Source organism: Oscillospiraceae bacterium, from assembly GCA_035380125.1.
Classification (GTDB): Bacteria; Bacillota; Clostridia; order Oscillospirales; family JAKOTC01; genus DAOPZJ01.
Map to the genome: position 1 here is coordinate 18,026 of DAOSWV010000016.1, position 25,784 is coordinate 43,809.

Sequence of the window (25,784 nt, forward strand, 5' to 3'; positions counted from 1 at the left end):
AGTTTTCTTTATATTTTGTCCCGCTCGAGAAACACCGCCGACAACGGCGGGAGTGTGAGCGGGATCGAATGGTCAAATCCGTGCATCGGAATATCGTCAACCTTCACAGCGCCGTTATGAATCCCCGCGCCGAAAAACCGCTCGTCGTCGGTAGTCAGCACTTCGCGGTATTGTTCGGCTTTCGGCACGCCGATGCGGTAGCCCTCGTGCGCATTGCCCGCGAAGTTAAACACACAGACCAGCTGTTTATTGCCGTCTTTTCGGATAAACGAGATTACGTCGTTTTGGCTGTCGTCGGCGGCAATCCACTGAAAACCGTCCCAGCCGTTATCGTCTTTCCACAGCGCCGGGTGTTTCAGATAAAATTCATCCAGCACGGCTTTGTAGCCCTGTAATTTTTTATGCGCCTCAAAATCGAGCATAAACCACTCCAGCCCCGAGGCATAGTCCCATTCGCGGAACGGCCCGTATTCGCAGCCCATAAACATCAGCTTCTTGCCCGGATGTGCGGTCATATAGGCCATGAACAGCCGCGTGTTGGCGAATTTCTGGGCATAGTCGCCCGGCATCTTGTCGAGCAGCGACTTCTTGCCGTGTACGACCTCATCGTGCGAAATCGGCAGAATGAACCGCTCGGAAAACGCGTACATCATCGAAAAGGTCAGTTTGTTGTGGCTGCCGCCGCGAAAATACGGATCGGTCTCCATATACGACAACGTGTCGTTCATCCAGCCCATGTTCCATTTAAACGAGAATCCCAGCCCGCCGTCGGCAATCTCGTGGCTGACTTTCGGAAAGCTCGTCGATTCCTCGGCAATCATCATTGTACCCGGATACGCCCCGAGAATATGCCCATTCAACGTTTGCAGCAAGGCTATCGCCTCAAGATTGTGGTTGCCGCCGTGGATGTTGGGCGCCCACTCCTTGCGCCCGTAGTCGAGGTAGAGCATCGCACTGACCGCATCGACCCGGACGCCGTCGAAATGATAGCGGTTGATCCAGTAATCTACGCTCGACACCAAAAAACTGACGACCTCATTTCTGCCGTAGTCAAAATAGTGCGTGCCCCATTCGGGACTCTCACGCTTGCGGGGGTCGGCGTATTCATAACAAAAATCCCCGTCGAATTGATAAAGCCCGTATCCGTCTTTCGGAAAATGCGCGCCCACCCAGTCCATAATCACGCCGACGCCGGCCTTGTGGCAGCGGTCGACAAATTCCATCAGTTCGGGCGGTTCGCCGTAGCGCGAAGAGGGCGAAAAATAGCCGGTTGTCTGATACCCCCAGGACATGTCGAGGGGATATTCGGCCAGCGGCATAAATTCGATGTGGGTGTATCCCATCTTTTTAACGTAGGGAATCAACTCATCCGCGAGCTTTTGATACGAAAAATGGTTCCCGTCTGGATATTGCCGCCACGAACCCGCGTGCACCTCATAGATATTCAAGGGAGCGGTGAAGATATTCTGTTTTTCCCGCCGTTTCATCCAGACCGAGTCGCCCCATTGATGCGTGTTGTCAATCGGATAAAACTTCGACGCGGTACCGGGACGGGTCTGGGTGTGAAATGCATAAGGGTCGGCCTTGAGCACGGCGTTTCCGTCCGCCGAGACCACCCGGTATTTATAGCAGTCGAATTTTTGAACGTTTTTTATGTAACACTCCCATACGCCGTGACTGATTTTTTCCATTTTATCGGCAACGGGAGACCAGCCGTTGAAGTCGCCGACGACCGAGACGTCAGAAGCGTTGGGCGCCCATACGCGGAAAACCGCGCTGTCTCCGGCGGGATGCGCCCCCATAAATTCATAAGCACAAAAGGCACGGCCGGCGTGAAAGTCGGTCAAACGCTCTTTCAGTTCCGTTTTCCCGTCTCTCATCGCCGTCCGCCCCTTCCGATCACTGCAATTTATTTCAATATATCATTTTTACCTTCATTTTGCAAGTACAAATCAGGCCGCCGGGCGTTTTGCAAGCGCCTCGGTCTGAGCCAGCATCGTGTCGGCAAACAGACCGTAGCCCCGCGTGGGGTTGTTGACGAACACATGCGTCACCGCGCCGATCAGCTTGCCGTTTTGCAGAATCGGGCTGCCGCTCATACCCTGTACAATGCCGCCGGTCTGTTCGAGCAATTTGGGATCGGTGACTTCGATAATCAGATTGCGCCCGCCCGAATCCTCGCTCATGTCGATTTTCAAAATTTCAATTTCAAATTGCTGTGGTCCGTTTTCATCGATTGTTGAGAGGATATACGCCTTTCCCGTCTCGATCTCCTGCCGCATGGCCACCTTGACGGCCTCACCGTCCGGCCGGTCGTAGAGCTGCCCGTAAACGCCGCATTCACTGTTGATTTCCAGCGAACCGATGGTGTCGCTCAAAATCGTGCCGACCAGTTCGCCGGGTGTGCCGGATTGTCCCTTGACAATGCCGGTGATTTTGGCTGAGGCGATCTCACCGCCTGAGATCGGCAGCACTTTCCCGCTCTCAAAATCGCTGATGGCGTGTCCCAAGCCGGCGTAAATGCCGTCGGCAGGCCGGTAAAACGTCATTGTCCCGATGCCAGCGCCGCTGTCGCGCACCCACATGCCCGATCTGTATTTTCCATCCTCGGTGCGTTCGGGAATCAATGTCGTCTCAAAGGTTTTGCCGTCGCGCAGCACCTTCAGTTTCAGCTTTTTCCCGCCGCTGTTTTCGATCATACGGGCCAGCTCCTTGGCGCTCATGGGTTTTTTGCCGTTGATCTCCAATATGGAATCCCCCGGCATCAGTCCGGCCTTGGCTGCGGGGCTGCTCTCTCCGTCCTCACCGACACTGACCACCACGACGCCCTCCGTTTTCAGCCGGATACCGAACGCATCGCCCACGGCAATCACGGCGTCGTTGTCCACAATACGCACGTCTACGGTTTTGATCGGCACCGCACCGAACATCAGCTGGGCCTCATAACCCGACCCGGCAGCCAATGTCGTCACAACCGCATCGGTTTTCAGCGACAACCGCCCGTCCGAGAACGGTGCGCCGCCGGTTGTCACATAAAACACGTCGGGATATGACCCCGCACTCAGGCAAACCGCACACATCAGCGCAAACACCGCCGCCGAAGCCGCTCCCGTCACTCTCCGAATCCATTTTCTCGCGTCAAAATTTTTCATATAAAAATTGTCCCCGTTTTTGGGGACATCCTTTCCATCCCTTTTTTACGGCCGTTTTTCGCGCCGGCCGCACTCCTATTTTCAGCCGCCCGAATCGGAATATGAGTGAAAATATTTGATAAATTTCATCCCTTTTATAGATTTTTGTATAGTGGCGTGGTATAATAACGCTTATGGTAACTTTTTGGATTTCGGGCTGAAAAATTTGAAAAAAAATTGCGTTGATTCTGTTCAAAACGCCGCCCGAAAGGAAAGGAAGACAGCAGCAATGCCTGAGATAAAACCGGAACGCATCGCCGACGCGGTCTCGTTTACGGCCATCAACAACAATTTTTTTAAGACGGTCCGTATTTCCGTCAATTTCGTCCTTCCGCTTAACGCAGCAACTGCCGCACAAAACGCGGTGCTGCCTTTTATTTTGTGCCGCGGAAAGGATTTTACAGCCACAAAACGCCGACTGGAAAATCTTTTCGGTGCGCAGTTGAATCCGCGCGTGCAAAAAGTCGCCGATCGGCAGGTGCTTTCCATCGATTTGGAACTTGTCAAATCCGAATACGCAAAAAAAGACCTGCTGCCCGAAGCGGCCGAGCTGCTGTGCGAATTGATTACAAAACCGCCGGTTCGTCTGGGCGCATTTTTCAAAAAAGACACCGACGCCGAAAAACAGAACGTCTGCGGCCTGATTTTGGCCGAGCAAAACGATAAACGCGCATTGGCCATCAAACGCTGCACCGCAATCATGTTCGACGGCCAACCCTTCGGGCTCGATAAATACGGCGAACTTGAACAAGTCGCCGCACTCGACGGCAAAATGCTGTATGCGGCGTGGCAAAACATGCTCAAGACCGCCGTCGTCGAGATTATCTTCATCGGTGCCGACGGCACAGACGAAGTCAAAAAAATCTTTGCCAAACACTTCGGCGGCAAGCGTGAACCGGTCTCTTTCGGCGCAATTGAAACGCCCAAACCCTGTGAGGAATACGGCGAGGTCGAAGAACGCATGAACATCACGCAAGCCAAACTGATCATGGCCTACCGCACCACCGAGATCCTGCCGGGCGATCTGAAAGCGTTCGAAGTCATGCGGTCCTTGTTCGGCGGTTCAACCACCTCAAAATTATTTTCCAACGTGCGTGAAAAACTGGGGTTGTGCTATTACTGCGCGGCTACTTACAATAAATTTTTAGGCATGCTGATGGTCGACAGCGGCGTGCTGGAAGAAAACGTCCCGAAAGCCCGCGAGGCAATCAATGCCCAGCTGAAGGCCATCTGCGACGGTGATTTTACCGATGCCGACGTCACGGATGCAAAGCTCTATCTGCAAAACATCTATCGTTCGACCGAGAGCTCCCTGCAGCAGCTGTCGGCCTATTGGCTGTCCGAAATTTTAGCCGGCACCATGCGTTCTCCCAACAAGGCGGCCGATTCATTCGATTCCGTCTCCCGCGAACTGATCATCGCCGCGGCAAAAAGCTGCTGGCCGGATACGGTTTATCTGCTGGCCGGCACAAAGGAGGACACGAAATGATCTACCAAAGCAAGATATTAAACGAAACCACCGAAATTCTCACTCACCGCAGCGGCCTGACGGTCATTTTGTGTCAAAAACCGGGCGCGGTCAGCAACTATGCGGGCTTCTGCGCCAAATACGGCTCCATCGACACCCGGTTTAAATTATCCGAAGACGACGGCTACACCGACATTGTCGACGGCGTTGCGCATTTTCTCGAACACAAACTTTTCGAAAGCGAACAGGGCGATGCCTTAACGCTGTTTGCCAAAACCGGCGTAAACGCCAACGCGGGCACTTCATTCGATAAAACCAATTATTATTTCACCGCAACCCGCAACTTTTACGAGGCGCTGCGCATCCTGCTCGACTTTGTCACCCATCCGTATTTCTCGGAACAGACCATCGCCAAAGAACAGGGTATCATCGGTCAGGAAATCAAAATGTATGACGATCTGCCGGGCTGGCGGGTCTATTTCAACTTCCTCGGCGCGCTCTATCACAACAGCGCCGTCAAGATTGACATCGGCGGCAGCATCGAAAGCATCTCCAAGATCACTCCGGCGCTGCTCAATAAAATCTATTCGGCCTTTTATTCACTGCGCAATATGGCACTGGTTGTCTCGGGTGATTTTGAGCGCGAAAAGGTGCTTTCTCTGTGCGACGAATGCCTTGTCTTTGCACCCGAAATCGAAATCGTGTCCGACGAAAAGCCCGAACCGCCGGAGATCGTGCGTGATTTTGTCAATCAGCAGCTTGAAGTGGTTATGCCGCTGTTTCAGTGCGGTTATAAAATGCGCAAACCCTCGGCGAATGAAGAGCCGATCTATTTTGCAGCCGGTGAAGCGCTGTGCGAACTGGCCGTCGGCGAGGGTTCGACCCTCTACCGCGAGCTCTACGATACCGGTCTGATCAACTCCAATTTCGGCGGCGGTCTTGACGGCAGCCGCGGTCATTGCTGCCTGATATTCGGCGGTGAAAGCCCGGCTCCGGAGACGGTTGCGGAAAAAATCAAAACTGCTTTTGCCGGCCTCTTCCAAGGCATTTCCGACGAGGATTTTGAACGCGTCAAATCCAAACTCTGCGGACGTATTTTAAATCAATACAACACCCCCATCGGCGCAGGGCGAATCGCCAACGAGGCCTTTTTCTCGGGCGTTGATCCGTTTGCCCATGCCGAAGCCTATTTCAATCTGCAAAAATCCGACCTCGAATCGCTTTTGTCCAAAGAGGTCGACTACAGCCGTTTCGCCCTGTCCACGGTCACGGGTTTTGAACGTTCATAAAAAGTAAATTCATATTAAGTCACCACCGCGCCCACACAAACCCTGTATATAATGGATTCATACCGGTCTGATGAGAAAGGTTGAAACCTCTGCGAAAGGGAGGAAACAAGCATGTCTGAAAACTGGATCTCGTTCCCGAATCTCGGCATCACGTTCAATTTAAATCCGATCGCCTTCACCATTGGTTCTTTCCAAGTTAAGTGGAGTTTGATATTCACGGTCATTGCGGTTATTGTAGGGGGATATCTCTATTTCAAAGCGATCACAAAACAAAATTTTGAGAAAAGACAAGTGTGGAGCGTCACGGCAGTCACGGCGTTTTTCGCATTGGTCGGTGCCCGCCTGCTCTTTGTCATCCCGAATAACCTCTGGCTTATGGATCAAATCTATCAAGTCACCGGATCTTATCCCGATGCCGGTTATTACAACACGCTTTATAAATTTATCGCGTTTTTCGACAAGAATTATGCCGGACTGAATCTGTTCGGCGGTCTGATTTTCGGTCTGATCGCACTGTCGGTTTTGTGTAAAATCAAAAAATGGCCGCTGGCCAAATATCTCGACAGCTTTGCTTTTTCGCTGCCTGCCGCCGTGGCAATCAACGCACTGGGTTACATAACCGATCAAACTTCTTTCGGACAGCACAGCAATTCACTATTGGCCATCAACGGCAGTTATATCGAAGATCAGGTATACAGCCTGTATCAAAGTTCGGTTTTAAGGGGCGGCGCCTCTGTCGGGCCAAACGTCAAATGGATTGTGGGAAATCCGGTCGCACCCACTCCGATTTACGAGATTCTTGGCTGTATTGCCGTGATTTTGATCGTGACCTTGATTTCCAAACGTCTGCTGTTCACCGGTGAAAAATTTCTGTGGTCCCTGGGGCTGTATTCGTTGGTCCGCGCCTTCACCGAAAGTCAGCGCGTCGACGCCGCGCTTTTCTGGAATATGCGTATCAACGTGATGTTTGCCGTAATTGCGGTTGTTGTCTGTGTAATATTGATCGTAATTATCCGCTGGCAGGTCAAGGAAGGCCGCCTGCGCAATATCTCTCAATATATCGACGCCCGCAAGAATAACGGTTTTGAAAACGATGTGTTTGTCCAAAAGGTCTACAGAGGCGAGGCCGCAGATGTCGCCCCCGGCGAGGCCGCAGATGTCGCCCCCGGCGAGGCCGCGGATATCCTCGATGAAGCTCCGGATAAAGCCGAGGATGCAGATACACCCGAACAAACAGGCGGTAAAGGGCAGGTTTGGACTGCCGATGATACCGATGACGATACCAAATAAAATCTCCGAGGAGGAAAACGATGGCGATACTCATTGACGGAAAGGCGCTCGCCGCAAAAGTGAAAAGCGAAGTTGCCCAAGATGCCGAACTGCTGCGCGCAAAAGGTGTAGCCCCCTGTCTGGCGGTGATTCTGGTCGGCGAAGATTCGGCCTCCCAGATCTATGTCCGCAACAAGAAAAAAGCCTGCGAGGAAAACGGGATTGCATCGCGGTCCTTCGAACTCCCCGAAAACACCTCCGAAGCGCAGGTGCTGGAACTTGTCGCCGAACTCAACGCCGATCCCACGGTCGACGGCATTCTAATCCAGCAACCGCTGCCCCGCCACCTCGATCCGCTCAAGCTGATGGAGTCGGTCGATCCCAAAAAGGATGTCGACTGCCTGACCAACGACAGCTGCGGACGCCTGATGTCGGGCAGGCCGTATTTTCTGCCCTGTACCCCGGCGGGCATCATGCGGATGCTCGAAGAATATCACATCCCCGTCGCGGGCAAAAACTGCGTCGTCGTCGGACGCAGCGGCATCGTCGGACGCCCGATGTCCATGATGCTGCTGTGGCAAAACGGCACGGTCACGGTCTGCCATTCCAAGACCAAAGACCTGGCCGCCGAATGCCGCCGTGCCGACATTCTGGTCGTCGCCACCGGCAAACGTAATCTGGTCACCGCCGACATGGTCAAGGACGGCTGCGTCGTCATCGACGTCGGCATGAACCGCGATGAAAACGGCAAGCTGCACGGTGATGTCGACTTCGAAGCCATTGAGAAAAAAGCCTACGCCATCACACCGGTTCCCGGCGGCGTCGGCCCGATGACCATCGCAATGCTGCTGAAAAACACGATTTCCGCCGCGAAAATGCGGCTTGAATCCAAGGAGAGATAAATCAATGAAAACATCAAGAGCGGTTCTTGCTCTTTTCACGGCACTGTTTCTGTTTGCAGGCTGTTCGGCGCCCTCCGCCTCAACGGTTTCCACGGTTTCGACACCGGAAGTAACCGTCCCGACGGTTGTGGAAAACCCCGCATCCATCACCATTACCAATCAAAACTTTTTCGACGGGAAAGACAGCGACCAAAAGGCCGAATGGCTGACCACCCTCGGCCAAAGCGCACCGGAATTAAATATCGGTTCGCTCACGTTGGGTGACAGCGGCTACATCGAGACGGTCATTGAGATGGCCCAAAGCAAGACCCTGAGCGGTTTTGTCTATGTAGACAACTACGCCGACCTGTGGACATTGGTCAACGCGGGCGTGGTTGTTCCGCTCGACCAATACGTCGAAGACAGCGACATATATGCCTCTCTGCCCGAAAACTTCAAAGCGGCACTGACGGCCAACGGTTCGGTCTGGGGCATTCCCGCCGACGGCGAATACGTTCTGCCCTGGGTGCGCAGCTACCGCACAGAGTGGCTCACAGAGCTGAATCAAACCGTTCCGACAACCACTGATGAACTGAAAACCCTACTTGCAGCCCTTGTAGAACACGAGGAAGCCGGCCTCTATACCGTAAACGCCACCGGACTCGCCGATATTTTCGCGGCTTTCGGCGCGCCGCTGACCTATGGAAATCCCATCGGCTATAACGAAACCCTCGGCTGTGTGGCCGACGCCATGCTGACCGACGGAGCGCAGAACGCACTCTCGTACTTACGCGAACTCTATGCCATAGGCGCCATCAACAGCGACTTCCTTGAGACCGATTATGACGAACTGGTCAAAATAATGACCAAAGGCACCGCCGCGAGTACCTATTATCCGCTGGGCGGCGCCAAGTTGAGTTTCGGCGCCACGCTGGCCAAGGACAGCGATCTTACACAATATCAAATTTACACCGAATCGACCGGCGGCCTCAACGGCAGCGGCGCCCCGATCACGGTGCAGGGCGGGGCCTATTGCCTGCTCACCGGCAGCAGTCAACCGCTTGAAACCACCCGCTATCTGCTTAAAATGCTGTGGGGCAGCGAGAGCAACTGGCTCAGCTGCAGCATCGGCATCGCGGGGTATACCAAAACCGACAGCGGACTGGTACTCGATTATGCCGACAGCAATCATGCGCTGATCCCGTGTCCGAATCTCTGCGGCACGCTGCCTGGCATGTTCGAGGCCAAGGATTATATGCGCTTCTACAACGACACCTCCGACGCCGAGATAGAGCTCGCGCAGGTCGCCTCGGTGCACTATTACACGATGATCACCGAAGGCCTTGCAAACGGCAGTTTCTATTTCCGCCATCCGCTGCTGTTCGGTATCTCCTCCGTGACCTATTCCGAAAAAGCGGACGATTACAACGCCGCCTTTGTTAAATTGTTGCAATCGGCGATCACCGACTCAACTATCACGGTTGCTCAAGCGCTGGACGTCTATAAGCAGGATATGTTGGCACTTGATGCCGAAATAGTCCTGACCGAAGCCAACACCGCGTTCGGCATCTATCCGGTTCAGAGCTATTATCCGGTTGTCGAAACTTCAAGCGCAGTCTCCTCTCAGTCCTGACGACCGTTTAGCCGAATAAATCCTTACCCTGAAAGGATGATTATAAATGATGACAAGCCGCGAAATCATGCTGGCCACATTGAATTTTGAAAAACCGGAGCGCGTTGCGCTCAATTTGAAAGATCCGAATAATCCTGTTTTTGACGACACCTGCTGGATTTCCGCACTGCCCGACAAACAGTTCGACGGCAGCTGGAAAAGTCCCGAAGAGGTCCTCTCAAAATACCCCGACCTCAAAAATTTCCGGGGCGAGGTGCGCACCGACGAATACGGCAACCTATGGGGACGCCTGCCCGGCGATTTCGGCTGCGGCGAGGTCATCCACGGCGCGATCACCGATTGGGAGCAGCTCAAGGACTATCAGCTTCCGCACATCTCCGACAAAGCCCGTTTCGCCAACTCCAAAAAAGATTTTGTCAAAGATAAATTCTCAATGGGCGGGCTGCCCGGTTATCCGTTCGCCATCATGCGCTATATTCGCAAGATGGAATATTTCTTCGAAGACCTGCTGCTCGAACGCGAAAACGTCATGATCCTCAACGAGATGGTCATGAAAGAAATTCTCGGCGTGATCGACAATTACGGCGAACTGGGTACCGACGCGATCTTCACCTGCGAGGACTGGGGCACGCAGGACCGGCTGCTCATCAGCCCAGCGTTGTGGCGCGAGGTCTTCAAACCCTCGATTAAGCGGATTTTCGACCGCATCCACGAACACGGCATGTATGCCATCATGCATTCCTGCGGCTATATCTGGGAAATTCTGCCCGATCTGGTCGAAATCGGTGTGGATTGTATGCAGTTTGACGCGCCGACCCTGATGGGTATGCAGCGGGTCAGCGACCTGTTCGGCAAAAAGGTCTCGATGTTTTCCCCGGTCGATATTCAGACAATCCTGCCGATTCCCGACCCGGAAGTCACCCGCCGAAGCGCACGGGAAATGATCGACACCTTCTGTCCCAAGGGCGGCGGCTTGATTTTAAAGGACTACGGCGATTATAAAACCATTCAAATCCCGCCGGAAAACGTCGCCGCCATGCACGACGAGTTCATCAACTACGGCGCAAATCTCTCAAGATTTTATAAATAATGTAGGGGCGGATATCATCCGCCCGTGCAGCAAAGAGGTGTCAACCATGGACAAAATTAAAGTCGCCATCATCGGACTCGGGCGCAGCGGACGCAACATCCACGCCAAGCATCTGCTCACCGACGACCGCTATCAAATCGTCGCCGCCTGCGATGTGCTGGCCGACCGCCGGGAGCGCGCCAAAGCCGAGTGGAACTGCGATGTCTGCGCCGATTACCGCGACCTGATTAAAAGGAACGATATTGACCTGTACATCAACGCCACCCACAGCGACACCCATTACGCCATCACTAAAGAGTTGCTCGCCGCCGGCAAGTCGGTCGTCTCCGAGAAACCGGCCGCCAAATTGCCCGAAGAGGTCGAAGATTTGATAAAAACCGCCGAAAAAAGCGGCAGCAAGTTCTTCGCTTTCTTCCAGCAGAGCCGCAACGCGCCGTATTTTATCAAAGCCAAAGAGATCGCCGACAGTGGCGTTTTGGGGCGCATTGTCTTCGTGCGGGTCGCATTCGACGGATTTTCCCGCCGCTGGGACTGGCAGACGGTGCAGCGCAAAGTTGCCGGCAATCTTTATAATACCGGACCTCATCCGGTCGATCAGGCGCTTCGGTTTTTGAATTACAACGGCATGCCCGAGGTCTTTTGCCACATGGACCGCGCCAACAGCTACGGCGACGCCGAGGACTTTGTCAAAATCCTGCTCAAAGCGCCCGAATGCCCGCTGGTCGAGATCGACATCTCGTCCTGCTCGGCCTATCCGGACACGACTTATACGATTCAGGGTACCCGCGGCTCGCTCAAGGGCACGATGACCCACATCGACTGGAAGTATTTCGATGCCGAGACCGCGCCCAAACACGAACTCGTTCTGACCCCGATGGTCGACGAAAACAATCTGCCGACCTATCCCGCCGAGACCCTCACTTGGACGGAAGAACATTGGGATATTCCCGAGGAACAGGCCGATCTGTTCAAGACCATCAGCAAGCGGTATTACGATCTGGTCTTTGATTCGCTGACAACCGGCGCCGTGTTCCCGATCAAGCCCGAACAGGCGATCCAGCAGCTCAAAGTCATCCGGGAGTGCCACCGTCAGAACCCGTTCCCGGTCAAGTTTTAAACGCTCCCCCGAACGAAAGGAAATCACTATGGAAAAACTGCCTTTTAAAATCGATCTGTCCGATAAAGTTGCGGTTATCACCGGCGCGGGCGGCGTACTGTGTTCCGGTTTCGCCAAGTCATTGGCGGCCTGCGGCGCAAAAGTCGCGGTACTTGACCTGCGGCTCGAAGCGGCGCAAAAAGTCGCCGACGAGATCACCGCAGACGGCGGAATCGCCGTTGCGGTCGCCGCCAACGTGCTCGAAAAGGCCTCCCTCGAGACCGCGCGCAAAGAGGTCGCCGAAAAACTCGGCGTCTGCGATATCCTGATCAACGGCGCGGGCGGCAACAATCCCAAGGGCACGACCGACAATGAAACTTTATCGCTCGCCGATCTGGATAATCCCGACATCCGCACCTTTTTCGACCTCGACCCCGACGGCGTGTCGTTTGTCTTCAATCTCAACTTCATCGGCACGCTGCTGCCGACGCAGGCCTTTGCCAAGGACATGGCCAAAAACGGCGGCGGCATCATTTTAAATGTCTCGTCGATGAACGCCTTCCGCCCGCTCACCAAAATTCCGGCCTACAGCGCGGCCAAAGCGGCGGTCTCGAATTTCACGGCGTGGCTGGCGGTGCATTTCGCACCGGTCGGCATCCGGGTCAACGCCATTGCCCCGGGCTTCTTTGTGACGAATCAAAATTATAATCTCCTGTTCGATGCCGAGGGCAACCCCACGGCGCGCTCCAAGAAGATTCTGGCCCACACCCCGATGAACCGCTTCGGCGAGCAGGAAGACCTGACCGGTACCTTGCTGTGGCTGTGCGACAACGGGGCCTCCGGCTTCGTCAACGGCGTGGTCGTCCCGGTCGACGGCGGTTTTGCCGCCTACAGCGGCGTCTAAATCGGAACTGCTTACGCAGTTCCTTTAGAAGAATATTTCTTACGCAATATTCTTCCCGACTGCAAATAACTCCTTCGAAACCGGGAAGAACATTTCTTGCGCAATATTCTTCCTAATCTCCGAAAACTCTTATTAAAATCAAACTGCGTGCAAAAATGTAGGGGCGGATATCATCCGCCCGCCAACTCACTATTCGAATGATAAAAAACGAAGGGTTCTCGTTTGAGAATCCTCCGTTTTTATTTGCAAATCTGCGGAACCTGCCATCGGCAACCCTGATATCTTTTTAACTCGTCTTTGCGAGAAAAAGCGTGGGGCAGAGCCCCATGCTTTGACGAAGCAATCCAGAAGCCCAACCGATCCGAATTGCCGCGGGGTTGAAGCCCCTCGCAATGACGACCGAATCCAATCAATTTTCAGATCACTACATTTCTGTTGCAAATTTTCACTTATTATATCTTTGTAACCTTACTTTTTTACTCCATATATAGCGTATAAATCCGATGCAAATACTCTTTCCCCCGGAACACATAAACCTTGGTCTCTCCGCAAAACCGGAACCCGTGCCGTTCCGCCAATCTGACCGATCCGAGGTTTTCGGGGTAAATATGCGCGTCAATCCGTTTCAATTTCATCCGGTCCCGGGCAAACACCAAAATCGCCTCCAGCGCTTCCGACATATATCCTTTGCCCCAAAAATCCGGCTGCAAATCGTAACCGATCTCGGCTCTTTGATTGCGTCTGTCCCAGTTGTGAAACCCGCAGGTGCCGATCTTTTCGCCGCCGTCCTTCAAGACCAAAATCCAGCGGTGCAGGGTACGGGGCTCGGGCTGCGTGAAATAGTCAATCAGTTCATCGGCCTCTTCCAGATTGGAAAACGGCTCGGTGTCATATAAATACCGGTTGACGGAATCATCGGAAAATTGCTTTAAAATGAACGCCCTGTCGTCGGCAGAGATGTTTTTGAGCATCAGTCGTTTTGTTTCGATCGGTGAAAAAAATTCGGATTCCCCCATTTTTTCTCCTTTCAGCTGCTCTGCTTCTGTTCCTCCTCGACGATCATCCGCTTGCGCATCCACGGCAGCATAATCCGCTCACGCGGCATCTTGGGCGGTTCTTTCCAGTTCTCGGGATTGATCTTGGGCAGCAGAGTAAACACCATCAGACTGACCCCGGCCTCCAGCACAAACGTCATAAACAACAGCATCTGAACGCTGTTCAGCGCCAGCCCGAATAAGGTGATCGAAAAATCCCCGACCAGTTTGACAAAACCGGTGCCGAACAGCATGCTCAGCAGCGCCGATGAATGCACCGCAATCACATAAAACGACATATACGCCGTTCGGTCGGCCTCCGGAAGGTTAATATACGGGAAATTCGAATAGGTCAGCGTGATAAACAGACCCGTGACGTGCTGCATCAAACGAACCGTGATAAATAACCAATTTAAACTCCCGTCGACATTATGTACAAAAGTATACAACAAATATGTCGGTGCCTGAATCAACACCCAGATCGCATAGGTCTTGAACCAAGACCAACGCGCGATCTGCCGTTTGGCGATGTTTCCGAACAGAATAAATACGAGGAAATACGAGGCGTTGATGCCGTTGATCAGCGAATAGCTGACCTTGACGTTTTCGATCAAATGCACGTTGATGAACGGAGCCGAGACGTTGGCGGCAAACGTATAAGCGAACATGACCAACATTGTCAGCATGAATTTTTTATTTTTAAAAGGCAGTGTCAGAACTTTTCCGGGACTGAGTTTCTGTGCGGTCTGCGGATACGGGTATTCCTTGGGCAGCAGCAGCACCAACACGTCAAAGAAGGCGATGGCATAGGCAATAAAACGCAGGATGACAATGATGCGCAGCTGTTCGGGACCGCCGGCGGGCAGCGCGTCGGTGATGGCCGAGGAGGCGATCAGCACCGCGCCCGTCATGATGTTGTTAATAATGTTGGACTGGTTGAAATAATCCGCCCGGATGTCCTCCGGCAAAAAATTGAGGTGCCACACCGAATAGCCCTGTGAAAAGATGTTGTTAACGGCGTTTGCCAAAAAAATGATTATGGCAAAACCGATAATCCGGGAACTCGGATCCTTCACCAATTGGGGCAGCAGCGTCAGTCCCAGAATATTGATGGTGTAATAGAGAATACGCCCTCCGGCCAATACCCACTTGCGCTTTTTAAACCGCTCCAATACGAGCGGCGACAATAAACAGAACAGCGACGCCATATACGGCACGAACGAGAGAATGCCGATATTGACGAGATTAATCCCGTATCCGACCAGGAATCCGGAATAAAACACGCCGCCGGTGAGGTTTGCGGCAATGCTGGCGATGACCGCCGAAGCGATCATGGCGGAACGGCCGCGCGCTTTTTCCTCATGCAGATTGAACACGCGGAAAAAAGCCGAATTTTTTATAACAATTTTTATATTTCTCATGCTGTTAAATCCTTCATAAAAAGCGAACGCATTTCCCGTTCGCTAAACATTATTTTACTGAAATTCTCGGCGCTGTCAATCAATTTATGAAAATTTGTTATTTGCGCTGTTTTTCCTTGTCAATCCGGCACATTTTTGGTATAATTTCTGAGGAAATGCCGAAAAAACCGATTATTCAGCATTGAAAACACACATAACATCCGGCCCGGGGTTCCCCGGAATGAACCGAATTGCCGATCCCGTTTTGCTCTTTACTTTATCTTCGGAGGCAGCAAATGAAACAATATCCCCCCAAACTCTATCTGGCCTCGGGTTCCCCGAGAAGGCGCGAATTGCTGACTTTGGCCGACATCGCATTTGAAGTACGACCCTGCAACGACCCCGAAGAGACAACTGCTGTCACTCCGGTTCAAACCGTGCTCGATCTGTCGTCGCATAAAGCGCACGCGGTGTTTGACGGCCTGAAAAACGACGGGGCAAAGGACTTTGCCGTCTTGGGCGCGGACACGATTGTCGTCATCGACGGCGAAATAATCGGCAAACCCCAAGATGACGAAGACGCACGGGAAATTTTAAAAAAGCTCTCGGGCCGCACGCACGAAGTTTTCACCGGCGTCTGCATTTTAGTGAATGAAAACGGTAAAACCCGTAAAAAGACCTTTTGTGAACGCACCGCTGTCACGATGTACCCGATCACCGATACTGAGTTAGACGATTATCTTGCCAGCGGCGAGCATATGGACAAGGCGGGTGCCTATGCGATTCAGGGGCTTGCGGTCAAATTCGTGCGCAAAGTCACCGGCGATTACAGCAACATCGTCGGCCTTCCGGTCGCCCGCGTCTATCACGAGTTATCCAAACTACACGTGCTTTGATGATTCATCTGTAGGGGCGATTCGTAATCGCCCGTATCACATCCGTAGGGGCGGATATCATCCGCCCGCCGAGCAATACTTTAATGATTGATTCTGCACACATCAACCGTAGGGGCGGCCCCGTGTGGCCGCCCGCAACTCGTTATCTGTATCAAAATGATGCCGGTTCCTAATGTATCAGGGATTTACATCTCGTCTGCCGGATAGCACGTGTTTTCGAATCTTATTCCCCTCTGAAAGGTGTCGTTTACGACGCCTTAGGGGCAGGCACGTAGTGCCGGGGTGGTCATTTCCCGTAGGGGCGGATATCATCCGCCCGCCGAGCAATACTTTAATGATTGATTCTGCACACATCAACCGTAGGGGCGGCCCCGTGTGGCCGCCCGCAACTCGTTATCTGTATCAAAATGATGCCGGTTCCTAATGTATCAGGGATTTACATCTCGTCTGCCGGATAGCACGTGTTTTCGAATCTTATTCCCCTCTGAAAGGTGTCGTTTACGACGCCTTAGGGGCAGGCACGTAGTGCCGGGGTGGTCATTTCCCGTAGGGGCGGATATCATCCGCCCGCCGAGCAATATTTTAATGATTGATTCTACACACATTAACCGTAGGGGAGGCCCCGTGTGGCCGCCCGCAACTCGTTATCTGTGTGGTCATTCCCGATGGGGATCGGTCTTGTTCCCGTCGCGGCAGTACCTTCCTTCTTTACTTTTCATGATTACTGATTCCCCCCATTTCCCCGGGCGGCCACATGGGGCCGCCCCTACGGTATACAAATCCCGCCCGGCGATTTGTTTCGCTTGAAAAAAACCGCTGTTTATGTTATCCTATAAACGGCTCTTTATAACTTTAAGGAGTAAAACCTTTAAGGCGAAAGGACGGTCGTCAGATGCAAAAGATACTGACCTTCTGCTCGGGCAAGGGCGGGGTGGGCAAATCCACCGTCGCCACCTGTGTCGCCGCTTCCATCGTCTGCCGCGGAAAACGCGTGCTGTTGGTCGACGCGGATCAGGGCATTGCGGGGTTGGACATCATGCTCGGTATGGAAAAACCGGCGCTGTTCGACATCTGCGACGCCGTCGCAAAGCGCTGTGAGGTCTCGGATGTGGTGATCCCGTGCCCCGGGCTGGCCGGCCTGAGCACCGCTTCGGTCGCCTTATCCCCCGAAAAATTCTGCACCGGCGAAGACATCTCGCGATTCTGCCGCATCATGGCGGGCCAATTTGATTTTATTATCATCGACGCACCCGCCGGACTCGGACGGGAATTCGACAGCGCGGTTACGGCAGCGGACGAAGTTGTCATCGTCTCGACGCCGGATGACGCAGCGCTGCGGGCGGCGACCAAAACCGGTGCGCTGATTGCAAAAATGGGCAAAAAAAGCCGCCTCCTGCTCAATAAATACGACAGACGGCTGGTACGCAAAAAAATCGCCCCTTCCATCGATGATTTTGTCGACGCCGTGGGCAGCCAGCTGTTGGGCGTCATCCCGTTCGACTCGGAATTTTCAAAACTCTCACGCAAAGGCGTGCTGATGCTGCCGCGTTCGGCTGTCAGCGTTCAGTCGTTTTACAATATCGCCGCCCGAATCTGCGGCAAATACGTACCATTGATGCGCCTTTAATAAAGGCAGAAAGGTTCAAAGATGAACATCGCGCTCATTGCCGACAACGACAAAAAAGAACTTTTGGTGCAGTTCTGCACCGCTTACAAAGGAATATTGGCCAAGCATGACCTGTGTGCCACAGCCGCAACCGCGAAATTGGTTTCCGAAGGTGCGGGGTTAAAAATATTATCGCTGATGTCGGGTTCTCAGGGCGGCCTAGAACAAATCGCGGCGCTGGTAAGCTGCGACCGCATCGACATGCTGCTCTTTTTCCGCACCCCGAACGAACAGCGGGTAAACGGCGCCGAACTCAATTTAATGCGCCTGTGTGACGCCCATACGGTGCCGATGGCCACCAATATCGCAACCGCCGAGGTGCTGATCCACGGTCTTGCCAACGGCTGGCTCGACTGGCGTGACATCGTCAATCCCAAGAATTGACCGCGATTGATTTTCAACCCGTCATCAAAATCCTTATTCCCCTTTATGTAGGGGTGGCCCGCAGGCCGGAGTGGTTCTTTTTAAGTAATCAATCTGTTACTTTAAATTTTATTTCATAAACAGAAGGATGATATAACAAATGCCCATCAAATTTCAAAAACCGCGCGGCACGGCGGATTTGCTGCCCAAACAGTCGGCCGCTTTCCGCAAAATCGAAGAAATTTTTTCGACCGAAGCCCTTCTTGCCGGCTTCGGCCAAATTCGCGTTCCCACTTTTGAAAAGACAACGCTGTTTGCGCGCAGTTCCGGCGAGACCTCCGACGTCGTCAGCAAGGAGATGTACACCTTTACCGACCGAGGCGGCGAGGAGCTGACTTTAGCCCCCGAGGGCACGGCGGGCGTCGTGCGCGCCTTTTTGGAAAACGGCCTTGCCGGAGAGGCACTGCCGCAGAAATTGTTTTATTTCACAACGTGTTTTCGTTATAACCGCCCGCAGGCGGGCCGTCTGCGCGAATTCCATCAAGTCGGTTTCGAGATTTTCGGCGCGGATTCCTACTTGGCCGAGGCCGAGTTGATCGTGTTGGTCAACAAAGCACTTAAAAAAATCGGCATCGCAGACGCGGTAACCACCAAACTCAATTCCATCGGCTGCAAACAGTGCAGGGGCGAATACAAAAAAGCGCTGGTCGCTTATTTCGAACAGTATAAAGACACTCTCTGCGAGACCTGCAACGATCGGCTTTATAAAAACCCGATGCGCATTCTGGACTGCAAATCGCCCGAATGCAAAACCGTTGCCAAAGGTGCGCCGGTCATCACCGACTACCTCTGCGACGATTGCAAAACGCATTTCGACGCACTCTGTTCCTTACTCACCGACCTCGGCGTCAAGTATGAACTTGATACCGGCATCGTGCGCGGTTTGGACTATTACAACGGCCCCGTGTTTGAGTTTGTCACCGACCAACTAGGCGCACAGGACGCGGTCGGCGGCGGCGGACGCTATGACGGGCTTGTCGAAGAACTCGGCGGGCAACCCACTCCGGCACTCGGCCTTGCCATGGGCATCGAACGCATGGTTCTACTGGCCGAAAAATGCGGCTGTGATTTCCCGAAACCCGCCGCGGGCAGATTATTTATGATTCCGATCGGAGATGAGACCAGGCCGCGCGCAGCGCGGCTGGCCGACGCCGTGAAATCCGCCGGAATCCCCTGTCAGACGGAACTCTCGACCCGCAGCTTGAAGTCCTCGATGCGTTACGCCAACAAGATGGGTTTCGATTTCACCTTGATTTTGGGCGAAGACGAGCTGAAAACCGGCAAATATGTTCTCAAAGATATGAAAAACGACCGCGAACTTACCGTCGAAAACGAAGACGGATTGATCGCAGCGCTGAAATAAATCATTACGAAAGAAGAAATTTATATGATAAAACGAACTCAATACGCCACCGAAATCACCAAAGCCGACCTCGGCAAAACCGTGTCGGTCTGCGGCTGGGTGGCCAGACAGCGCAACCTCGGCGGGCTGATTTTCGTCGACCTGCGCGACCGCACCGGCATCATTCAGCTGGCTTTCGACGACGCCACCGACCGCAAAATTTTCGATCTGGCGTTTACATTGCGCAGCGAATTCGTCATCGGCGCAACCGGAACGGTGCGCGAACGCGAAAGCAAGAATTACGACATTCCAACCGGCGAACTCGAGGTTTTCGTGACCGATCTGCAGCTCTTTACAAAGAGCGAGACCCCGCCGTTCGAGATCATCGACAACTGCAACGCCAACGAAGAACTGCGCCTGCGCTACCGTTATCTCGACCTGCGCCGTGCGCCGCTGCAAAAAAACATCATTACGCGCCATAAACTTGCCCAAGTCACCCGTGAATACTTTTACGAAAACGGCTTTATCGAGATCGAGACCCCGATGATGATCAAGTCCACCCCCGAGGGCGCGCGCGACTATATCGTGCCGTCCCGCATCCACCCGGGCAATTTCTACGCGCTGCCCCAATCCCCGCAGTTGTATAAACAGCTTCTGATGCTTTCCGGCTTTGACCGTTATATCCAGTTAGCCCGTTGTTTCCGCGACGAGGATTTGCGCGCCGACCGCCAGCCCGAATTCACCCAGATCGACCTTGAGATGTCCTTCGTCGATGTCGACGATATTCTCGCGATGATCGAGGGCTATATGAAGCGGGTTTTCGAGCGCATGCTCGACCGCCAAATCGAGCTTCCGATCCGCCGCCTGACCTTTGCCGACGCGATGAACCGCTTCGGCTCGGACAAACCCGACCTGCGTTTCGGCATGGAGATTCAGGATGTCAGCGAATTGGTCAAGGACTGTGGTTTCGGGGTTTTCTCCGGCGCAGTACAAAGCGGTGGCAGCGTGCGCTGCATCGTCGCCAAGAACAGTGTTTCGACGCTCACCCGCAAGGAGATCGATAAACTCACCGAAACCGCGCGCGGCATCGGCGCAAAGGGGCTTGCCTATGTCCGCTGGAGCGAAGACGAGCCGACCTGTTCTTTCGGAAAATTTTTAGCCGAAGGCGAACTAACCAAGCTGCTTGCCGCCGTCGGATGCGAAAAAGGCGACACGGTGTTGTTCGTCGCCGATAAAAACAAAACCGTCCTGTCGGTGCTCGGTTCTTTGCGCAACATCGTGGCAAAACAGCTTGATATTATCCCGAAAGACCGATACGAACTCGTTTGGATCGTCGAAATGCCGTTTTTTGAATTCGACGAAGAGAGCGGCGAGTGGGTCGCGATGCATCACCCCTTTACCATGCCGCTCGAGGAGTGTATGCCCTATCTTGAGAGCGATCCGGGAACCGTGCGTGCCAAATCCTATGACCTCGTATTGAACGGCATCGAACTGCTCTCCGGTTCGATCCGCATCAACGATCCGGCGCTGCAAAACCGCATGTTCAGTTTGCTGGGTCTGACTCCGGAGCAGATCCAGTCCAAATTCGGCTTTTTGGTCGACGCTTACCGCTACGGCGCACCGCCGCACGGCGGCGTGGGCCTCGGCCTCGACCGTCTGGCAATGCTTCTCTGCGGCGCAGATTCCCTGCGTGACGTCACGGCGTTCCCCAAAGTTCAGAACGCCTCCGAGCTGATGAGCGGCTGCCCGTCCCCGGTCGATCTGAAACAACTCGACGAACTGAAAATCAATCTAAAATAATCGCCGGTGGAGTCGCCGGTGACAATACGCAAATCATAAATTACTAAAATTCTGATAAATAGGTGACTGCAAGCCAAACCTCAAATCCAGCGAAAGGACGACATGAATATGGGCAAAGCCGGCAGGGCGATATCCGAATTCGTCAAAAAAGTGGATATAGCGCTGATCCTGCTGTGCCTGTCTCTCTCGGGTTTCGGCGTTGCGGTGATCTACAGCGCGACCCACAACACCTCCACCCGTCATGCGGTCGTCCAGTGTCTCGGCATCGGAATCGGCCTATTTGCAATGATTCTGGTCTCGCTCATCGACTACGAGGTATTATTAAAGCTCTGGAAGGTCTATGTCCCGCTTTGTATTCTGCTGATGGTGCTGACCTATATCTGGGGCTATACCCCCGCCGGAACCGATAACAAAGCCTGGCTCCAATTGCCCGGTGGTCTGCTGCTTCAGCCCTCCGAACTGCTCAAACTCGCGTTCATCTATACACTCTCTCTGCACATACAAACCCTGGGCGATAAGATCAAAACGGCCAAAGGCGTGCTGGGTCTGGTCGCACATGCGGTGGTTCCCATCGGATTGGTGCTGATCCAGCGCGACTGGGGTTCGATGATCATCTTCGTGTTTATCTTCTTATTCATCACGTTCTCGGCGGGAGTGCAGTTCCGATATTTCGCCATGGCGTTCGGCGCAGCGGCGGTCTCTGTTCCGCTGTTGTGGACCTATGTGCTCAAAACCTATCAGAAAAAGCGGATTTTAGCGGTCTATTTCCCCGAACTCGACCCCGACTACGACTATATCTATCAACAGATCATGGGCAAATTCTCCATCGGCTCGGGCGGCTTTTTCGGCACGGGGTGGCTGCAGGGTCCGCGCACGCAAGCCTCTCTCGTGCCGGAGCAGCGCAACGACTTCATCATCGCGGCGCTCGGGGAGGAATTCGGCTTTCTGGGCTGCCTGATCGTGTTGATTCTCGTTTTTGCAATCCTGATGCGAATTTTAAACGCGGCCAAATCCTCCCGTGACATTGCGGGCAAGAGTATCTGCGTCGGCGTATTTGCGATCATCCTGACCCAGACCATCATCAACGTCGGCATGACGCTGTCACTCGTGCCGGTCATCGGCGTGACATTGCCGTTTTTCTCCTCGGGAGGGACCTCTGTCATGGTCAGTTTCATTTCCATCGGCATGGTGCTTGGGGTCTATAACCAGCGTGAGCGATACGTTTTCTTCGACAAAGTCATCCGGTAAGAATTCGATCATACATTATTATAAAACGGTTTTTCTTTTAGCAGGATAGGAGGGTAAAATCATGCGAAAAGACGCTGCTGATAAGCTCAACGACGGCATCCGGGAACGGCAAGGCATCGCCCCCGGCGGTATCATCGACTTCGAGGGCATTCAGATTTTGATCTGCTATCTGCTCAAACACATCCCGCAGACGCTGACCAAGGCGCAGCTCGACGAGATTCTGCCGGGCAGCGAGCTGGTCAACTATTTCGACTTCTCCCAGGCGCTCGACCTGCTGCAGCAAAACGGCAACGTCGAACGCGGGGAAGACGGCAGTTTTTCCATCACCCCGCGTGGCGCAAAAAGCTGCGACATTCTGCAGGACTCGCTGCCGGTCTCGATCCGCGACCGGATTTTGGGGCGCGGCATGCGGGTGGTACACAAGACCGATATGCTGGCCGAAAACGAGTTCTCGATCGAAACGGTCGACGACAACGTCTGTTTGGTCTGCAACATAAAGGATCACGGCGGCATGCTGATGTCGGTACGCGCGGCGGTCGGCAGCGGCGAACTGGCGGCTTCTCTGGGCCGGCAGTTCCTCAAAAACCCCGAACTGCTCTATAACGCGGTTTTCGCGGTTCTCTCCGCCGACAGCGGCCAGCTCTCCGCATTGGCAGAGCGTATGAAATAAATGGTTTTTACGTAAAATTTGTTTGCACTAAAGTGTTTCTTTGAATTTCTAAATTCATAAAACACCTATTCCCCTCTATGGAGGGGTGGCACAAAGTGCCGGGGTGGTCAAAGGAAATGTGTCCCCGCAGTGGTAGAAGGCTTCCCTCTGTAGGGAGCGACGCCCTCGTCGCTCCGCAGTTTCACACTCAGTGATTTATGCAACGGGATAGCTGAAAATTCCCCTCTATAGAGGGGCGCCCGCATAGCGGACGGGGAAATAGAAATTTAGCGCCCTTTTGGGCGCTTTTTTATACCGTAACCGCCGGAATGATCGCACTCATGAAGCGGGCCAACGCAGTTCGCCCCTACACCAGTCATCGTCAGCCGTTTTCACCGCACCAATTCGCCCACGTCGGCAGCCGCCTCGGTGCCGTCGGGAAAGAAATACGCGTCGAAAATTGCCTTGGCCACGTTGGCCGCCTCACCGCCGTGCCAGCCGTGCTCAATCACAATGGCCACCGCAATCTGCGGATCGTCATACGGTGCAAAAGCCACGAACACCGCATTCGGAGAACCGCTGCTGACTTCTGCGGAACCGGTTTTGCCGCCGACTTTAATCGGATAATCGCCGAAAACCCCCGCGCCAGTACCATCTAGGGTCACGCTGAGCATGCCTTTCATCACCGAACTGATGTTCTTCGGGTCGAGTTCCACCGTTCCGGCGACCACCGGCTCATCGGCGACCAGCGTCTCGGTGCCGTCTTTCGAAACCACCTGCTTGACGATGCGCGGCTGATACCGGATACCGCCGCTGCAGATTGTGGCGATATAGTTGGCCAGCTGAAGGGGTGTGAACAAATTATCGCTCTGCCCGATGGCGGCCTGCAGCGTATCACCCGGTACCCATACCTCGCCGATGGAGGAGCGATACGTGATGCCCGCGACGATACCGGAGCTCTCGGGCAGACCGATGCCGGTCTTCTCTCCGAATCCGAAGGACTTGGCGTAATTTTCAATCACTTGTATCGTGGTCAGCCGTCCGACCTCGAAGAAATAGAAATTGCATGAAACCGCCAGTGCATGTTCGAGTGAAATCGGCCCGTGCGTGCCTAAGCATTTGGGCTGGTAATCTTCATAATAAGTGTAGATATGCGTACAGGTGACCTTGGTATTCACCGTGATGGTGCCGGTCTCAAGCGCGGCCAAAGCCACCAACGGTTTATAAGTCGAACCGGGCGGATATGTACCCTGAAATGCACGGTTATAAAGCGGTTGATTCTCGGCGTTCAACACCGAATTATAATCGTTCAGCAAATCGTCCAAACTGTAGGTGGGATAATTGGCCGCAGCCAGCACTTCACCGGTATCGACTTCAATCACAACCGCAGCGCCCGCATCGGCGTCGGCGCCTTGATTACCCTCATAATTTCCCTTTGCTGCGATGTTTTGAATCGTCTCAGCCAGCGCGTCCTGTGCCACTTTCTGCAAATCACTGTCGATGGTCAATACAACAGTCGCTCCGGGGATCGGATCAGTCGCCTTGGTAACCGTAGTCTCGGGATCGTCGGAATTGGTCACGGTCGTCCCATCGGTGCCGCGCAGATAACTCTCCATCATCTTTTCGATACCGCTTTTGCCGACCTCGTCATCCAGCGCATAACCCTGCGCCTTGAGTTCTGCATACTCCTCGGCATAGATCGGGCCGGTATAGCCGATGATGTGCGCGGCGATATCGGGCATATAATAAGTGCGCTCGGGCACCGCGGCAATATAGACGCCGGGCAGCAGTTCGCTCTGTTCCCTGACCGCCGTAATCGTCGCCATCGATATGTTCTTGGCAATCGTAATTTGTCTATAGGAGGAATAGGCTCCGATCTCCATCTCATAACGTACGCCCATAACCTTGCGCGCGTCTGACGCCGGGAGTTCTTCCAACCCATACCGTTCGACCAACGCATCAAAGCAGTTCTGCGCCGTAGCGTAGGGCTGTTTATCCAAAAGTTCTTTTAAATCGGCGATATCGCCGTCCCGATCCGATAAAAACTGCGGATTTGCGGGATCGCTGTTCAACGGTAAACTCTCGGAAAGCGTCTCGCCGTTCTCAGCCAACAGGTCGCATAACAATAAGATTACCTCGATACGCTTTTCACCGTCGCTGCCCGACGGAAAACTGCCCCGCCGGATGATGACAGAATAGCTCATGCTGTTGCCGGCGATAACCCGCCCATAGCGGTCGGTGATCTCGCCGCGCGCGGCCTCGACGCTGATGGTCTTTTCCTCGCTCTGCTTGGCTTGGGTGGCAATGGCCTCGGTTTCGACGATCTGGAATTGTGCAAACCGACCCGCAAGCACGGCAAACAACACCACCGTAATGGCGATGATGATGATCATGCGTGCGTTTGCGGTCTTCTTACCCATAAGATAATCCTCTTAAATCAGCGGATGTTTTATCCGACTCGGCAAATCCGAATTTACACCTGCTGTCGGCGCATAAGGATAAAAC

Annotated in this window: 20 protein-coding genes; 15 read left to right on the forward strand and 5 right to left on the reverse strand. The window is 53.6% G+C overall.

Features of this window, described 5'->3' with window-relative positions:
• Nucleotides 1–8 precede the first annotated feature (8 nt).
• Both glgB and spoIVB read right to left on the reverse strand, forming a co-directional pair.
• Nucleotides 9–1,880: a 1,4-alpha-glucan branching protein GlgB gene (gene glgB, locus PK629_07855; protein HOP11390.1), complete on the reverse strand. Its 1,872-nt coding sequence runs from the start codon at nucleotides 1,878–1,880 to the stop codon at nucleotides 9–11.
• Nucleotides 1,881–1,952: 72 nt separating this feature from the next.
• On the reverse strand, nucleotides 1,953–3,152 hold the full coding sequence (gene spoIVB, locus PK629_07860; protein ID HOP11391.1) for a SpoIVB peptidase: 1,200 nt from the start codon (nucleotides 3,150–3,152) through the stop codon (nucleotides 1,953–1,955).
• Nucleotides 3,153–3,420: 268 nt separating this feature from the next.
• On the opposite strand from spoIVB, the gene PK629_07865 reads away from it, so the two are divergent.
• The 8 genes from PK629_07865 to PK629_07900 all read left to right on the forward strand — a co-directional run bounded on the left by PK629_07865 (nucleotide 3,421) and on the right by PK629_07900 (nucleotide 12,821).
• Entirely contained in the window at nucleotides 3,421–4,680 is a 1,260-nt protein-coding gene (locus PK629_07865) for an insulinase family protein (protein ID HOP11392.1), read from the forward strand.
• The gene (locus PK629_07870) at nucleotides 4,677–5,948 is read left to right on the forward strand and encodes a pitrilysin family protein (GenBank protein HOP11393.1); all 1,272 of its coding nucleotides are present in this window, start codon (nucleotides 4,677–4,679) and stop codon (nucleotides 5,946–5,948) included. The genes PK629_07865 and PK629_07870 overlap by 4 nt, the downstream gene beginning before the upstream one ends.
• 111 nt (nucleotides 5,949–6,059) lie before the next feature.
• Nucleotides 6,060–7,238, forward strand: coding sequence for a prolipoprotein diacylglyceryl transferase (locus PK629_07875; GenBank protein ID HOP11394.1), 1,179 nt, complete (start codon nucleotides 6,060–6,062; stop codon nucleotides 7,236–7,238).
• A gap of 20 nt (nucleotides 7,239–7,258) precedes the next feature.
• A complete protein-coding gene (gene folD, locus PK629_07880) occupies nucleotides 7,259–8,119 on the forward strand; it encodes a bifunctional methylenetetrahydrofolate dehydrogenase/methenyltetrahydrofolate cyclohydrolase FolD (protein ID HOP11395.1) in 861 nt (286 codons plus the stop codon).
• A gap of 4 nt (nucleotides 8,120–8,123) precedes the next feature.
• Nucleotides 8,124–9,731 (forward strand): extracellular solute-binding protein, encoded by a 1,608-nt coding sequence (locus tag PK629_07885; GenBank protein ID HOP11396.1) that lies wholly within the window; start codon nucleotides 8,124–8,126, stop codon nucleotides 9,729–9,731.
• 46 nt (nucleotides 9,732–9,777) lie between these two features.
• A complete protein-coding gene (locus PK629_07890; GenBank protein HOP11397.1) occupies nucleotides 9,778–10,821 on the forward strand; it encodes a uroporphyrinogen decarboxylase family protein in 1,044 nt (347 codons plus the stop codon).
• A gap of 46 nt (nucleotides 10,822–10,867) precedes the next feature.
• Nucleotides 10,868–11,938 (forward strand): Gfo/Idh/MocA family oxidoreductase, encoded by a 1,071-nt coding sequence (locus PK629_07895; protein ID HOP11398.1) that lies wholly within the window; start codon nucleotides 10,868–10,870, stop codon nucleotides 11,936–11,938.
• A gap of 28 nt (nucleotides 11,939–11,966) precedes the next feature.
• The gene (locus tag PK629_07900; GenBank protein ID HOP11399.1) at nucleotides 11,967–12,821 is read left to right on the forward strand and encodes an SDR family oxidoreductase; all 855 of its coding nucleotides are present in this window, start codon (nucleotides 11,967–11,969) and stop codon (nucleotides 12,819–12,821) included.
• A gap of 476 nt (nucleotides 12,822–13,297) precedes the next feature.
• On the opposite strand, the gene PK629_07905 is transcribed toward PK629_07900, so the two are convergent.
• Nucleotides 13,298–13,837 carry a GNAT family N-acetyltransferase gene (locus tag PK629_07905; GenBank protein ID HOP11400.1) on the reverse strand — a complete coding sequence of 180 codons (540 nt, stop codon included), beginning with the start codon at nucleotides 13,835–13,837 and terminating at the stop codon, nucleotides 13,298–13,300.
• 11 nt (nucleotides 13,838–13,848) lie between these two features.
• Nucleotides 13,849–15,276, reverse strand: a complete 1,428-nt coding sequence (locus PK629_07910; protein ID HOP11401.1) for a hypothetical protein — start codon at nucleotides 15,274–15,276, stop codon at nucleotides 13,849–13,851.
• A gap of 275 nt (nucleotides 15,277–15,551) precedes the next feature.
• Between PK629_07910 and PK629_07915 the strand changes: the two genes are divergently transcribed.
• From PK629_07915 to PK629_07945, 7 genes are all read left to right on the forward strand, one after another.
• On the forward strand, nucleotides 15,552–16,151 hold the full coding sequence (locus PK629_07915) for a Maf family protein (GenBank protein HOP11402.1): 600 nt from the start codon (nucleotides 15,552–15,554) through the stop codon (nucleotides 16,149–16,151).
• 892 nt (nucleotides 16,152–17,043) lie between these two features.
• Nucleotides 17,044–17,778, forward strand: coding sequence for a P-loop NTPase (locus PK629_07920; GenBank protein HOP11403.1), 735 nt, complete (start codon nucleotides 17,044–17,046; stop codon nucleotides 17,776–17,778).
• 21 nt (nucleotides 17,779–17,799) lie between these two features.
• Entirely contained in the window at nucleotides 17,800–18,201 is a 402-nt protein-coding gene (locus PK629_07925) for a methylglyoxal synthase (protein HOP11404.1), read from the forward strand.
• A 139-nt stretch (nucleotides 18,202–18,340) separates the two neighbouring features.
• Nucleotides 18,341–19,603, forward strand: coding sequence for a histidine--tRNA ligase (gene hisS / locus PK629_07930; protein ID HOP11405.1), 1,263 nt, complete (start codon nucleotides 18,341–18,343; stop codon nucleotides 19,601–19,603).
• 24 nt (nucleotides 19,604–19,627) lie between these two features.
• On the forward strand, nucleotides 19,628–21,382 hold the full coding sequence (gene aspS, locus PK629_07935; protein HOP11406.1) for an aspartate--tRNA ligase: 1,755 nt from the start codon (nucleotides 19,628–19,630) through the stop codon (nucleotides 21,380–21,382).
• 102 nt (nucleotides 21,383–21,484) lie between these two features.
• Entirely contained in the window at nucleotides 21,485–22,630 is a 1,146-nt protein-coding gene (locus PK629_07940; protein ID HOP11407.1) for an FtsW/RodA/SpoVE family cell cycle protein, read from the forward strand.
• 61 nt (nucleotides 22,631–22,691) lie between these two features.
• The gene (locus tag PK629_07945; GenBank protein ID HOP11408.1) at nucleotides 22,692–23,300 is read left to right on the forward strand and encodes a DUF4364 family protein; all 609 of its coding nucleotides are present in this window, start codon (nucleotides 22,692–22,694) and stop codon (nucleotides 23,298–23,300) included.
• A gap of 371 nt (nucleotides 23,301–23,671) precedes the next feature.
• Here PK629_07945 and PK629_07950 read toward each other — a convergent pair whose 3' ends face one another.
• Entirely contained in the window at nucleotides 23,672–25,699 is a 2,028-nt protein-coding gene (locus PK629_07950; protein HOP11409.1) for a penicillin-binding transpeptidase domain-containing protein, read from the reverse strand.
• Nucleotides 25,700–25,784: the final 85 nt, after the last annotated feature.

Bases quoted from the DNA above. Each gene is read 5' to 3' on its own strand.
- glgB (HOP11390.1), bottom strand. From the start codon at position 1,880: ATGAGAGACGGGAAAACGGAACTGAAAGAGCGTTTGACCGACTTTCAC.
- spoIVB (HOP11391.1), bottom strand. From the start codon at position 3,152: ATGAAAAATTTTGACGCGAGAAAATGGATTCGGAGAGTGACGGGAGCG.
- PK629_07865 (HOP11392.1), top strand. From the start codon at position 3,421: ATGCCTGAGATAAAACCGGAACGCATCGCCGACGCGGTCTCGTTTACG.
- PK629_07870 (HOP11393.1), top strand. From the start codon at position 4,677: ATGATCTACCAAAGCAAGATATTAAACGAAACCACCGAAATTCTCACT.
- PK629_07875 (HOP11394.1), top strand. From the start codon at position 6,060: ATGTCTGAAAACTGGATCTCGTTCCCGAATCTCGGCATCACGTTCAAT.
- folD (HOP11395.1), top strand. From the start codon at position 7,259: ATGGCGATACTCATTGACGGAAAGGCGCTCGCCGCAAAAGTGAAAAGC.
- PK629_07885 (HOP11396.1), top strand. From the start codon at position 8,124: ATGAAAACATCAAGAGCGGTTCTTGCTCTTTTCACGGCACTGTTTCTG.
- PK629_07890 (HOP11397.1), top strand. From the start codon at position 9,778: ATGATGACAAGCCGCGAAATCATGCTGGCCACATTGAATTTTGAAAAA.
- PK629_07895 (HOP11398.1), top strand. From the start codon at position 10,868: ATGGACAAAATTAAAGTCGCCATCATCGGACTCGGGCGCAGCGGACGC.
- PK629_07900 (HOP11399.1), top strand. From the start codon at position 11,967: ATGGAAAAACTGCCTTTTAAAATCGATCTGTCCGATAAAGTTGCGGTT.
- PK629_07905 (HOP11400.1), bottom strand. From the start codon at position 13,837: ATGGGGGAATCCGAATTTTTTTCACCGATCGAAACAAAACGACTGATG.
- PK629_07910 (HOP11401.1), bottom strand. From the start codon at position 15,276: ATGAGAAATATAAAAATTGTTATAAAAAATTCGGCTTTTTTCCGCGTG.
- PK629_07915 (HOP11402.1), top strand. From the start codon at position 15,552: ATGAAACAATATCCCCCCAAACTCTATCTGGCCTCGGGTTCCCCGAGA.
- PK629_07920 (HOP11403.1), top strand. From the start codon at position 17,044: ATGCAAAAGATACTGACCTTCTGCTCGGGCAAGGGCGGGGTGGGCAAA.
- PK629_07925 (HOP11404.1), top strand. From the start codon at position 17,800: ATGAACATCGCGCTCATTGCCGACAACGACAAAAAAGAACTTTTGGTG.
- hisS (HOP11405.1), top strand. From the start codon at position 18,341: ATGCCCATCAAATTTCAAAAACCGCGCGGCACGGCGGATTTGCTGCCC.
- aspS (HOP11406.1), top strand. From the start codon at position 19,628: ATGATAAAACGAACTCAATACGCCACCGAAATCACCAAAGCCGACCTC.
- PK629_07940 (HOP11407.1), top strand. From the start codon at position 21,485: ATGAATATGGGCAAAGCCGGCAGGGCGATATCCGAATTCGTCAAAAAA.
- PK629_07945 (HOP11408.1), top strand. From the start codon at position 22,692: ATGCGAAAAGACGCTGCTGATAAGCTCAACGACGGCATCCGGGAACGG.
- PK629_07950 (HOP11409.1), bottom strand. From the start codon at position 25,699: ATGGGTAAGAAGACCGCAAACGCACGCATGATCATCATCATCGCCATT.